At 73.5% G+C, this 11,516-nt stretch carries 11 protein-coding genes; 1 reads left to right on the forward strand and 10 read right to left on the reverse strand.

Annotated features, from left to right (window positions below):
• Window position 1: 1 nt before the first annotated feature.
• The 10 genes from ACYU8I_RS09835 to ACYU8I_RS09880 form a co-directional block, all read right to left on the reverse strand.
• On the reverse strand, window positions 2-1,138 hold the full coding sequence (locus ACYU8I_RS09835) for a 1-deoxy-D-xylulose-5-phosphate reductoisomerase (RefSeq protein WP_460840075.1): 1,137 nt from the start codon (window positions 1,136-1,138) through the stop codon (window positions 2-4).
• Window positions 1,135-2,601: an NAD-dependent succinate-semialdehyde dehydrogenase gene (locus ACYU8I_RS09840; RefSeq protein WP_460840077.1), complete on the reverse strand. Its 1,467-nt coding sequence runs from the start codon at window positions 2,599-2,601 to the stop codon at window positions 1,135-1,137. The genes ACYU8I_RS09835 and ACYU8I_RS09840 overlap by 4 nt, the downstream gene beginning before the upstream one ends.
• 9 nt (window positions 2,602-2,610) lie before the next feature.
• Window positions 2,611-3,159 (reverse strand): hypothetical protein, encoded by a 549-nt coding sequence (locus tag ACYU8I_RS09845; protein ID WP_460840079.1) that lies wholly within the window; start codon window positions 3,157-3,159, stop codon window positions 2,611-2,613.
• Window positions 3,160-3,367: 208 nt separating this feature from the next.
• Window positions 3,368-4,480 (reverse strand): adenylate/guanylate cyclase domain-containing protein, encoded by a 1,113-nt coding sequence (locus ACYU8I_RS09850; RefSeq protein WP_460840081.1) that lies wholly within the window; start codon window positions 4,478-4,480, stop codon window positions 3,368-3,370.
• A gap of 2 nt (window positions 4,481-4,482) precedes the next feature.
• Window positions 4,483-4,899, reverse strand: coding sequence for a Crp/Fnr family transcriptional regulator (locus ACYU8I_RS09855; RefSeq protein WP_460840083.1), 417 nt, complete (start codon window positions 4,897-4,899; stop codon window positions 4,483-4,485).
• Window positions 4,900-5,019: 120 nt separating this feature from the next.
• Window positions 5,020-6,171: a glycosyltransferase family 4 protein gene (locus tag ACYU8I_RS09860; RefSeq protein WP_460840086.1), complete on the reverse strand. Its 1,152-nt coding sequence runs from the start codon at window positions 6,169-6,171 to the stop codon at window positions 5,020-5,022.
• 77 nt (window positions 6,172-6,248) lie between these two features.
• Entirely contained in the window at window positions 6,249-6,662 is a 414-nt protein-coding gene (locus tag ACYU8I_RS09865; RefSeq protein WP_460840088.1) for a universal stress protein, read from the reverse strand.
• Between the two features lie 16 nt (window positions 6,663-6,678).
• Window positions 6,679-8,202 (reverse strand): APC family permease, encoded by a 1,524-nt coding sequence (locus ACYU8I_RS09870; protein ID WP_460840089.1) that lies wholly within the window; start codon window positions 8,200-8,202, stop codon window positions 6,679-6,681.
• 74 nt (window positions 8,203-8,276) lie between these two features.
• Window positions 8,277-9,419 (reverse strand): dual-specificity RNA methyltransferase RlmN, encoded by a 1,143-nt coding sequence (rlmN, locus tag ACYU8I_RS09875; RefSeq protein ID WP_460840091.1) that lies wholly within the window; start codon window positions 9,417-9,419, stop codon window positions 8,277-8,279.
• Window positions 9,416-10,201, reverse strand: a complete 786-nt coding sequence (locus tag ACYU8I_RS09880) for a YwaF family protein (RefSeq protein ID WP_460840092.1) — start codon at window positions 10,199-10,201, stop codon at window positions 9,416-9,418. The genes rlmN and ACYU8I_RS09880 overlap by 4 nt, the downstream gene beginning before the upstream one ends.
• Before the next feature lie 81 nt (window positions 10,202-10,282).
• Between ACYU8I_RS09880 and ACYU8I_RS09885 the strand changes: the two genes are divergently transcribed.
• A complete protein-coding gene (locus ACYU8I_RS09885) occupies window positions 10,283-11,365 on the forward strand; it encodes a DNA polymerase IV (RefSeq protein WP_460840094.1) in 1,083 nt (360 codons plus the stop codon).
• The last annotated feature ends 151 nt before the right edge of the window (window positions 11,366-11,516 follow it).

The following is an 11,516-nucleotide window of genomic DNA, read 5'->3' on the forward strand; positions in this document are numbered from 1 at the left end:
GTCACTTTCGAGCGGAGAGCACGGCCTCGACGTGCGCACGGGCCCAGCGGTCGGCCGCGAGCACGTCGTCGACGGTGAGGCCCTGACCGGGTCCTGGCACCGGGTCCGAGGGTACGGCGTGGTCGGCCAGCGCGTGGGCGATCGTGTCGACGATGTCGGTGAACGCGAGCCGGCCGTCGCGGAAGGCCTCGACACAGACCTCGTTGGCGGCGTTGTAGACGGCCGGAGCCGTGCCACCGCGCTCGCCCGCCTCGCGAGCCAGACGTACGGCGGGGAACGCGTCGTCGTCGAGCGGGAAGAAGTCCCAGCGCTGCTGGGTGGTCCAGTCGACGGCAGGGGCGGTGTGCGGCACGCGGTCGGGCCAGGCGAGGCCGAGCGCGATCGGGATCAGCATCGTCGGAGGACTGGCCTGCGCCAGCGTCGAGCCGTCGGTGAACTCGACCATGGAGTGCACCACGCTGGTCGGGTGCACCACGACCTCGATCCGGTCGAAGGGGATGTCGAAGAGCAGGTGGGCCTCGATGACCTCGAGCCCCTTGTTGACCAGGGTCGCGGAGTTGATGGTGACGACCGGACCCATCGTCCACGTCGGGTGGTCGAGCGCCTCCGTGGGCGTCACGTCGGCCAGCTGCTCGCGGGTGCGGCCGCGGAACGGCCCCCCGCTGGCAGTGAGGACGAGGCGGCGTACCTCCTCGGCGCGGCCGCCTCGCAGGCACTGGGCGAGCGCCGAGTGCTCGCTGTCGACGGGCACGACCTGGCCGGGCCGGGCCAGCGAGGTGACGACCGGGCCGCCGATGATGAGCGACTCCTTGTTGGCCAGCGCCAGCGTGTTGCCGGCCTCCAGCGCCGCGACGGTGGGCCGCAGGCCGACGGCGCCGGTGATGCCGTTGAGCACGACGTCGCAGGCCAGCCCGGCCGCCTCGGTGCTGGCGTCCTCGCCCAGCCCGGAGTACGCCGGGCGCCACTCGCGCACCTGCTCGTCGAACAGCTGCTCCTGGGAACCGCCCGCCGTCAGGCCGACGACCCGGAAGCGGTCGGGGTTGGCGCGGCAGACCTCGAGCGCCTGGGTGCCGATCGAGCCGGTGGAGCCGAGGACGACGACGTCGCGCCGCGCCGGGCTGCTGGTGCTCGCGCTCACCGCTTGATCGCGACGTACTTGGTCTCGAGGAACTCGGCGATGCCCTCGTTGCCTCCCTCGCGACCGAGACCCGAGGCCTTGACCCCGCCGAAGGGGGCGCCGGCGTTGGACACGATGCCCTGGTTGAGGCCGATCATGCCGGCCTCCAGCCGCTCGGCGACCCGCAGCGCCCGGTCGAGGTCTCGGGTGAAGAGGTAGGAGACCAGGCCGTACTCGGTGTCGTTGGCCCGGGCGACGACGTCGTCCTCGTCGGTGAAGGTCGTGATCGGCGCGACGGGCCCGAAGATCTCCTCCTTCAGCAGGCGGGCGTCGTCGGTGATGCCGGTGAGCACGGTGGGCTCGAAGAAGTAGCCCGCGCCCTCGCGCGCCCCGCCCCCGACCAGCGCCGAGGCGCCCTTGTCGACCGCGTCGGACACGAGCTCGACGACCTTGGCGCGCTGGTCGGCGTCGATGAGCGGGCCGACCTCGGTGCCCTCGTCGGCCCCGTGGCCCACCCGCATCGCCGACATGCGCTCGGCCAGCCGCCGGCCGAACTCGTCGGCGACGTCGGCGTGGACGTAGAACCGGTTGGCGGCGGTGCACGCCTCCCCCATGTTGCGCATCTTGGCCGCCATCGCGCCCTCGACGGCGGCGTCGAGGTCGGCGTCGTCGAAGACGAGGAACGGCGCGTTGCCGCCGAGCTCCATGCTCACCTTCAGCACCTGGTCGGCCGCCTCGGCGACGAGGTGGCGCCCCACCGCGGTCGACCCGGTGAAGCTGAGCTTGCGCAGCCGCGGGTCGTGGATCAGCGGGCCGGTGACGTCGGCCGCGCGGTCGGTCGGCACGACGTTGAGCACGCCGTCGGGCAGGCCGGCGTCCATCAGGAGCTGCGCGATGGCGAGCATCGTCAGCGGCGTCTGCTCGGCCGGCTTCACGACCATGGTGCAGCCCGCTGCCACCGCCGGGGCGATCTTGCGGGCGCCCATGGCGGCCGGGAAGTTCCACGGGGTGATGAACAGGCACGGGCCCACCGGCTGCTTGAGCACCATGACACGGCTCTGGCCGTTGGCCGTGTCCTTGACGTAGCCGTCGAGCCGCAGCGCCTCGCCGGAGTTCCACCGGAAGAACTCGGCGGCGTAGGCCACCTCGCCCTTGGCCTCGGTCAGCGACTTGCCCATCTCGAGCGTCATCAGCAGCGCCAGGTCGTCGCTGCGCTCCTGCATCAGCTGGAAGGCGCGGTAGAGGATCTCCGAGCGCTCCTGCGGCGGGGTCGCCGCCCAGCCGGGCTGCGCGGCCGCCGCCGCGTCGAGGGCAGCTGCCCCGTCGGCCACGGAGCCGTCGGCCACCTCGACCAGCACCTCGCCGGTCGCGGGGTCCTCGACCTTCGTGGTCGCCCCGCCCTCCGCGTCGCGCCACCGGCCCCCGATCAGCAGCTGGGTGGGGACGGCGTCGAGCACGCGGGCGGCATCGGGGTGAGCACTCATGACGCCAGCCTAGGACCGTGGTGCGACACCCAGGAGGGCCCGGAGGTCGTCGACGTCGTGGGGCGCCGGCGCGGCCTCGAGAGCTGCGACCTGCTCGCCGACGCTGACCCCGGCGGCGTACGGCGCCTCGGGCGTCAGCACCGCGACGGGGGCGGGGTCGGTGCGTCCGGCCCGGAGCATGACGGCCCAGTCGAGGTCGGGCTCGACGACCCCGTCGCCCCGCACCAGGCGCGGCACCTCGCCGGGCGCGACGGCGTCGCTGCCGACCGAGCACACGACGACGTCGCCCTCGCGGCCGACCACGCCGCCGAGCCGCGCCGTCGCGAGCGCTGCGGCGACCGCCTCCACGCCGTGCTCCGGCCCGAGGTCGAGGTGCACCGGCGTGCCCTCCACGACCCCCAGGTGCCGCAGCACGCCCCCGAGCGCCGCCACCTCCTCGAGCAGCCGCGCGTGGCTCCAGGTGCGGTCGCCGACGCGCACCAGCGGCTCGTCGGCCCGCCCCTCGATCACCGCCCGGTCGAGCAGGTGCCAGCTGACGTTCGCGACGGGGGTGACCACGTCGCCGACGCTAGCGGGGTGTCGCGTTGCCCAGCCGTCCGGGCAACGCGCCACCTCGGTGTCAGGATCGGGTCGTGCCGTGCCGCTCCGGACGACCGGATCCTGACAGTGACCTGCTGATTACCCGGCCAGGCGGGTAATCGGGGACTCGGTGTCAGGAACGGGTCGTAGCGTGCCGCTCCGGACGACCGGATCCTGACAGCGACGCTCAGGCGCGACGTACCGCCCACGGCTCGAGCTTGCGGTAGCCGCGCACCGAGACCCGGGGCACCCGGCGCAGGGTCAGCGCGTCGTCGTCGCCGAGGCGGTCGGCCAGGGCGCGGTCGGCGAGCACGGTGCCGGGACGGGCGCTCGAGGTCAGCCGGGAGGCGATGTTGACGGTGGGGCCGTAGACGTCGCCGAGGCGGGCCAGCGTCGGTCCCCACGCCAGCCCGACGCGCAGCTCGGGGAAGTCGTCGTCGGCGTCGCGCTGCTCGACCAGCTCGAGGCCGATGCGGGCGAGGTCGCCAGGGCTGTCGGCCACGAAGAGCACCTCGTCGCCGATGGTCTTGATGATGCGCCCGCCGTGGGCGACCGCGATCTCGAGGGTGCGGCCCTCGAAGCCGTCGACCAACCGGGTCAGCTCGCGGCGCGAGAGCGAGCGGCTCGACTTGGTGTAGCCCACGATGTCGGCGAAGCCCACGCCGAGGGTGGTCGCGTCGTCGAGCTCCTCCTCGACGACGTCGTCGACCGAGCCGGTGTCGTCATCGACCGGGTCGTCGTCGACCGGGTCGTCGCGCTCGGCCGCGTCGGCCCGGTCGCGGGTCAGCGCCAGCCGCGAGGCGGCGAGCAGGGTGTGGCGACGCCAGACGTAGGCCTGCAGCCGCTCGACCGTGGGCGTGACCTGGTCGAGCAGCGCCCCGAGGTCCTCGAGCGAGGTGTGCTCGGGGTCGACGGCCCGGGCCAGCAGACCCATCTGCCAGTCGGCCAGACGGGCGAAGCTGCGGCCCAGCGAGCGCACCAGCGCCTGCTGGTCCTCGCCCTCGACGACGCCGAGGTCGATGAGGTGCTGGGTCTGCCGCAGCGCCTCGAGGTCGGCGTGGGTGAAGGCCGGCACGTCGGGGCCCACCTCGGCGAAGCCCAGGGAGCGCCACCGCAGCCGAGCCTCGTCGTACGGGATGCCGACCTCGTCGGCGAGCTGCTGGCCGGTCAGCGACGGTGTCTCGCCGAGGAGGTACTCCTCGAGCAGCGCGACGAGCTCGTCGCGGTCGTGCGCCGGCCGGTCGAGGTCGAGGTCGCGGTCGGGGTCGTGGTCGGAGTCGGCGGACCCTGCGGCGGCCACGCTCAGTCCGGGACCGAGCCCAGCCGGTCGTGGGCGGTGCCGCGGATCGCGTCGCCGAAGGCCGGCACGTCGTCGACGAGCTCCTGGAGGCTCTCCTTGGTGAAGTGGATGACCTCGACCGGGGTCAGGCTCACGACACTGGCGGAGCGCAGCTTGTGCTCGACGATGGCGATCTCGCCGATCACGTCACCCGGGCCCAGGCGCGCGACCTCCTGCTTGTTCTTCCGCACCGACACCTCGCCGTCGATGATCAGGTAGGCCTTGTCGGCGGGGGTCTTCTCCTGGATCAGCGACCAGTCGGCGGGCAGCCGCACGTGGCGCCCCTGCTCGATGACCCGCTTGAGGTCCTTGTCGCTGAGCGCCTCCAGCCGGTTCAGGCGACCCAGCTCTGCGGGGGTCGGCTCTGCTGACTTGGACATGCGTCCCTCCACTGGTCTCGGTGCGCGCCCTGGGGCCGTGCGGTGGTCGCACTATCCCGACAAACGAGCGACGGTGTCCACCGCTACGGCCGGAGTGGCGAGCAACCGCGGAGAGCCGCGTCACACCGGCTGCGGCACCCGCTGCACCGCGCGGTAGTGCCCCACCAGCTGCTCGCCGAGCGCGGTCCACGACCGGTCGGCGACGCCCGCGCGCGCGGCCTGGCCCAAGCGCCAACGCGTCGGCTCGTCGTCGAGCAGCCGCACGACCTGCCGGCGCAGGCCCGTCGCGTCGCCGGGTGCGTAGAGCAGCCCGTTGACCTCCGGCCGCACCAGGTCGAGCGGCCCGCCGGCCGCCGGCGCCACCACGGGCACGCCACTGGCGAGCGCCTCCTGCGCCGACTGGCAGAAGGTCTCGGTGCTGCCGGTGTGGCAGAACACGTCGAAGGAGGCCACGATCCGGCCGAGGTCGTCGCCGTGCCGCACGCCCAGGAAGCTCGCCCGCGGCAGCACCTGGCGCAGCCGAGCCTCCTCCGGCCCGCCGCCCACCAGCACCAGCCGCGTGTCGGGCAGGTCCTGCACCGAGGCGAGCAGCTCCAGCTCCTTCTCGGCCGCGAGCCGGCCGACGTACCCGACGACGCGCGAGACGCCGAGCTCGCGGTGCAGGGCGTCGGTACGCCGCTCCGGGCGGAACTGCTCGGTGTCGACGCCGCGCCCCCACACGTGCATCCGCTGCACCCCCAGGCCCGCCAGCTGGTGCCGGCTGGCGGTGCTCGGCACCAGGGTGCGGTCGGCCGGCAGGTGCACCCGCCGGGTGAGTGCCCGCATCGCGGCGACGGCCCCGGGGATGGGGTAGCGCTCTGCGAACCCCACGAGGTCGGTCTGGTAGACCGCGACGACCGGCACGCCGCGCCTCCGCGCCACCTCCCCCGCCTGGTGCCCCAGCCACGCCGGCGAGGCGAGGTGCACGACGTCGGGGTCGAAGGCCCACATCAGGTGGTGCAGCGTGCGCCGCGTGGCGGTGCCGATCGGGAACTCGCGGTAGGTCGGCATGGCGACGCTGCGCACCACCCGCACGCGGGCGCCGGCGTACCACTCGGGACCGGACGGCGCGACCACCACCGCCTCGTGCCCGCGTGCCTGCAGGTGCTCGAGCACCCGGCGCACCGAGTTGGTCACGCCGTTGACCTGCGGCAGGAAGGACTCGGTGACCACCAGCACCCGCAGCGGCCGGTCGAGGTGAGGGGCGAGGTCGGCGCTGCCGAGGAGGCTCATGACCCCATTGCGCTCGCCCGCGGTGAACGGACCCCCCTGGGGGTCCTACGTGTCGGTGAAGACGTGGTGAGCGACGCTCAGCCGTCTGCTGACGCAGGAACGCAGAGCACGGGACGCGAGCTCAGCTGCAGCAGCTTGTGGGGCGTGGAGCCGACCAGGGCGCTGCGGAAGGGGCCCTCCCCCGAGGTGCCGACGACGATCACGGTGGCGTCGTGGGCCTCGGCCACTCGCAGCAGCGCCTCGGCCGGCTTGGCCGGGACGACGTCGACCTCGACGGACACTCCCGCCGCCGTCGCACGCTCGCGGGCGTTCGCCAGGGCCCGTCCGCCGACCTCGGCCAGGGCGTCGCGCAGCACCTGGGCCTCCTCTCCCGAGGCTCCGGCGCCGTAGACCACCCGCAACCCGGATCCCCAGCGACCGGCGACCTCGAGCGCGACCTCGAGCGCGGCGCGAGCCCCGGGCGAGTCGTCGTACCCCAGCACCACGGTCATCGCTCGCTCGCCACCCTCAGCCCTCCAGTCCATCCGGGTCGGCCGCCGCGGCGCGGGAGCCGTGCACGACGTCAGGATCGGCGACGCCAGGTCGCTCCTGCCAGAACCGGGCGTCCTGCGTCCGCCAGACCAGCATCACCACGACGCCGACGACGAAGATCCCGACACCGATGACGAGCGGGGGGCCGACACCGAGCCAGGACTGCCCGCTGTAGGAGTTGGCGGGGTCGGACATGTCGCGCACCGAGAGCACGAGCAGCCAGACCAGCAGCAGCGAACCCACGACCGGCCCGACACCGATGAGCAGCAGCTGCTTGGGGCCCTCGAGCAGGTGGCGTCGGTGGAACACGGCGCAGGCCACGCCGGTGAGGGCGTAGTAGAAGGCGATGAGCAGGGAGAGCGCGGTGATCGAGTCGAACAGCGCGTTGGCCGAGACCTGGTAGATGCCGACGTACCAGACGATCGCGATGCCGGCGACCCACCAGGTGCTGACGTCGGGGGTCTGGTGCCGCGGGTCGATGTGACCCAGTCGAGGCGGCAGCGCGTGACGACGCGCCATCGACAGGCCGGTGCGGGAGGCGGGGATGATGGTGGTCTGGGTCGAGGCCACGGCTGAGGTCGCGACGGCGAAGTACACCACCCACGCCCACGGCCCCATGACCTCCGAGGCGAGGTCGGCGAACACGCGCTCCTCCTCGCCTGCGTTGTCGGCGAGCCACGTCGTCCCGGCGAACGTGACGACGGCATACGCCACGGCGAGGTAGGTGCCCAGCAGGACGACGGTGGACAGCAGCGCGGCGCGGCCGGCCGTGCTGGCGCCGTCGGTGGTCTCCTCGCTGAGGTTGACGCACGACTCCCAGCCCCAGTAGGCGAAGACGCCGAGCAGGAGGCCGGCCGACAGCGCCCCGCTCCCGTCGGCGAACGGGTTCAACCAGCCCAGCGACGGTGTCATCGGCTCCAGCGGGCTCGACCCGTTCGTGCCTCGCCACAGCGCGACGGCGGCGAACGCCCCCAGTGCGGCCACCTGCGCCACCATCAGGGCGTTCTGCACCCGGGCCGACACGTCGGTGCCGACGATGCACAACCACGTCATCGCGACGATGAGCACCACCGCCAACGGCATCCGGATCCAGGCGTTGTCGGCCGCGTCGTCGGCTCCGATCATCAGCAGCGAGAAGCTCACCCCCACGTCGGCCAACGACCCGACCACGAGCACGCCGGTCATGGCGATGGCCCAGCCGCCGATCCACCCCAACCACGGCCCCATCGCGCGCGTCACCCAGCTGAAGGTGGTGCCGCAGTCCTGGTCGACACGGTTGAGGTAGAGGAAGGCGGTGGCGATCAGCGCCATCGGCACGAACGACGCGAGGAGCACGCCGGGTGCCGCCGAGCCCACGAGCGCGGCGATCGGTCCTATCACCGCGGCCAGCGAGTAGGCCGGCGACGTCGAGGCCAAGCCGATGACGAGCGCGTCGACGAACCCGATCGCATCGTGCTTGAGCTCGACCTCGGTGCCGGGACGCTGGGCGGGCGCCGTCATGGGGGGATGGTGCCAGCGCGCCGGCGCGATGTCGATGCCCCGTCCGGGCGGTCCTGTCGGGCGGTCCTGCTGCGTCAGCCGTCGGCGGCGAGCTGGCCGCAGGCGGCGTCGATCTCGTTGCCGCGGGTGTCGCGGACCGTGGTGGGGACACCGCGGGCCTCGAGGCGGCGGACGAACTCGGCCGTGTCGGCGTCGCGCGAGCGGGTGAAGCGCGAGCCCGGCACCTCGTTGAGCGGGATCAGGTTGACGTGCACCCAGCCCCAGTCGCCACGGGCCAGCAGGACGTCGGCGAGCAGGTCGGCGCGCCAGGCCTGGTCGTTGATGTCGCGCATCATGGCGTACTCGATGGAGACACGGCGCTTGGTCGTGGCGGCGTAGTGCCAGGCGGCGTCGACGACCTCGTCGACCTTCCAGCGCGTGTTGACCGGCACCAGGTCGTCGCGCAGCTCGTCGTCGGGCGCGTGCAGGCTGAGCGCCAGCGTGACCGGCAGGCCCTCGTCGGCGAGCTGGCGCATGCGGGGCACCAGACCGACGGTGCTGACGGTGATGCCGCGCGCCGACATGCCGAGACCGTCGGGGGCGGGGTCGGTCAGCCGGCGGCAGGCGCCGACGACGGCCTTGTAGTTGGCCATCGGCTCGCCCATGCCCATGAAGACGACGTTGTTGACCCGACCTTGACCACCCGGCACCTCCCCGCGCGAGAGCGAACGGGCGCCCGCGACGACCTGCTCGACGATCTCGGCGGTGCTCATGTTGCGCTGCAGCCCGCCCTGGCCGGTGGCACAGAAGGGGCAGGCCATGCCACAGCCGGCCTGGCTCGACACGCACATCGTGGTGCGGCCCGCGGTGGTGCCGGAGCCGGGGTAGCGCATCAGCACCGACTCGACCAGTGCTCCGTCGAAGAGCCGCCACAGGGTCTTGCGGGTGGTGCCGCGGTCGGCCTCGGAGGTGCGCAGCGGCGTCATCAGCGTCGGCAGCAGGCCCGCGACCAGCTCGTCGCGCTGCGCGGCCGGGAGGTCGGTCATCTCGGCGGGGTCGTCGACCAGCCGCGCGAAGTAGTGGGCCGCGACCTGGCGGGCGCGGAAGCCGGGCAGGCCGAGCTCGACGAGCCGGGCCTTGCGCTCGGCGGGGTCGAGGTCGGCGAGGTGCCGCGGCGGCTTGCCGCGGCCGCGGGGGGCCTCGAACACGAGGGGCAGGGTCTTGACGGGCTCGCTCACAACCCCGCCATCCTCCCACCGCTCCCCTGCTCGATCCCAATCCGCGCGGGCCTGCGCCGGGTCCAGGGCCAGGTCATCAGCGCCCACACGGCCGCCACGACCACGACCTGCACCACGACGTACGTCGGCCACTCCGGCAGCAGGTCGAGCACCGAGCGTGCCGGCTTGCCGTTGAGGTAGCCGTAGTTGGTGTCGACGACCGTGTTGAAGGCCATCACCGCTGCCATCCACACCACCGTGGCGGCCACGGTGGTGCGGTAGCCCGACCACGTCGGACGGTGGCCCGCACCCCAGGTCAGGTGCACCGCGATCCACACCACCAGCAGGTGCAGCAGCCAGAAGCCGAGGTAGCGCGGGTGCGGGAAGACCTGGGCGAGGTCGGGCGTGAGCATCGCCTGCGGCACCAGCGTCAGGCCCCAGTAGTAGAGCAGCTGGGCGGCCCGGCGGCTGTCGGTCCACAGGGCCAGGACGGCGAGCATCCACGCCAGGTCGCACAGGTGCACCGGCCACGAGGTCTGCCGGTCGTAGTCGGCCGGCAGCCACTGCCACACCTGCAGCGGCACCGCGACCGCGAGCAGGGCGAGAGCGGCGACACGGTGCGCCCGCTGCAGACCGGGGTCCGACGGCGACGACGGCTCCACCCCCCGAGCACGGAGCCGTCGTCGCCGCCGGTTTCCCACCGCGGCGACCACCACGCACCCGACGACGGCGAGGCCCAGCAGGGCCAGGTGGTCGGGACCGAAGGTCTCGAACCGCTCCGTCGCGAGGGGCAGTGGTCGCATGCACCGATCCTGGGGGCCTGGGGGCCGGGGGTCATGAGTGACCGTACTCAGGTCGACGGCTCCGCGGTGCACGATGTGCTCATGTCAGCCGCGACCGCCCCCGCCACCCGGCGGTGGGTGCTGCACGTCGACATGGACCAGTTCATCGCGGCCGTCGAGCTCCTCCGGCGCCCGGAGCTCGTCGGCCTGCCCGTCGTCGTCGGCGGCCGCGGCGACCCCACCGAGCGCGCGGTGGTCTCCACCGCGTCGTACGAGGCCCGCGCCTTCGGGCTGCGCTCGGGCATGCCGCTGCGCACGGCTGCGAAGCGGTGTCCCGACGCCGTGTTCCTGCCGGTCGACCACGCGGCGTACGACGCCGCCTCGGCCGAGGTGATGGCCGTGCTCCGCGCCCAGCCCGGCGCGACGGTGCAGGTGCTCGGCTGGGACGAGGCGTTCGTCGGTGTCGAGCTGGCGGCCGGGGTGGAGCCGGAGGCGTACGCCGACCGCCTGCGCGCCGCGGTGCTCGACGCGACGCGGCTGCACTGCTCGGTGGGCATCGGTGACACCACCGTGCGCGCCAAGAACGCCACAGACCGCGGCAAGCCCCACCGTGGTGGCCCCGGCACCCACCGGCTGACCCGGCACGAGTGGCTCGCCGAGCTCGGGGAGGAGCCGGTGCGCAAGCTGTGGGGCATCGGGCCCCGCACCGCCGAGCGCCTCTCCGCGCTCGACGTGCACACGGTGCTCGACCTCGCGCGCACCCCCGACGACGTCCTGGCCGCGGCCTTCGGACCCACCACCGGTCCTGCCATCGGTCGCCTCGGCCGCGGCGTCGGCCCCGACACGGTCGACGACACCCCGTGGGTCGCCCGCGCCCACGGCCGCGAGACGACCTACCAGCAGGACCTCGTCACCCCCGAGGAGGTCGACGCGGCGCTGCGGGTGCTGGCCCGCCAGGTGGTCGACGACATCCGCGCCGAGGGCCGCGCCGCGGTGCGGGTCTTCCTCAAGGTGCGGTTCGCACCGTTCTTCACCGTCAACCGCTCTCGCAAGCTGGTCGGGCCGACGTACGACGCCGACGTGCTCGCCGACATCGCCTTGGCCCTGCTGGCGAAGCTCGACGACCACCGACCCGTCCGCCTGCTCGGCCTCCGCGCCGAGATGGAGGATCCCCCCGCTCCCTGAGGTGCGAGCGCAGCGAGTCCCCGGCCACTGGGGTGCGGACTCACCTACCCCGCTCCCTGAGGTGCGGGCTCACCTGCCCCGCTCCCTGAGGTGCGAGCGCAGCGAGCCACGAAGGGGGCGACACCCCGCGCCCTTCGTGACGCCCGCTCGT

The sequence above is a fragment of the Nocardioides marmoraquaticus genome, assembly GCF_054777915.1.

Coding starts and splice junctions, on each gene's coding strand:
- ACYU8I_RS09880 (WP_460840092.1), bottom strand. CDS start 10,201: ATGCGACCACTGCCCCTCGCGACGGAGCGGTTCGAGACCTTCGGTCCC.
- ACYU8I_RS09865 (WP_460840088.1), bottom strand. CDS start 6,662: ATGACCGTGGTGCTGGGGTACGACGACTCGCCCGGGGCTCGCGCCGCG.
- ACYU8I_RS09860 (WP_460840086.1), bottom strand. CDS start 6,171: ATGAGCCTCCTCGGCAGCGCCGACCTCGCCCCTCACCTCGACCGGCCG.
- ACYU8I_RS09840 (WP_460840077.1), bottom strand. CDS start 2,601: ATGAGTGCTCACCCCGATGCCGCCCGCGTGCTCGACGCCGTCCCCACC.
- ACYU8I_RS09870 (WP_460840089.1), bottom strand. CDS start 8,202: ATGACGGCGCCCGCCCAGCGTCCCGGCACCGAGGTCGAGCTCAAGCAC.
- ACYU8I_RS09885 (WP_460840094.1), top strand. CDS start 10,283: ATGTCAGCCGCGACCGCCCCCGCCACCCGGCGGTGGGTGCTGCACGTC.
- ACYU8I_RS09855 (WP_460840083.1), bottom strand. CDS start 4,899: ATGTCCAAGTCAGCAGAGCCGACCCCCGCAGAGCTGGGTCGCCTGAAC.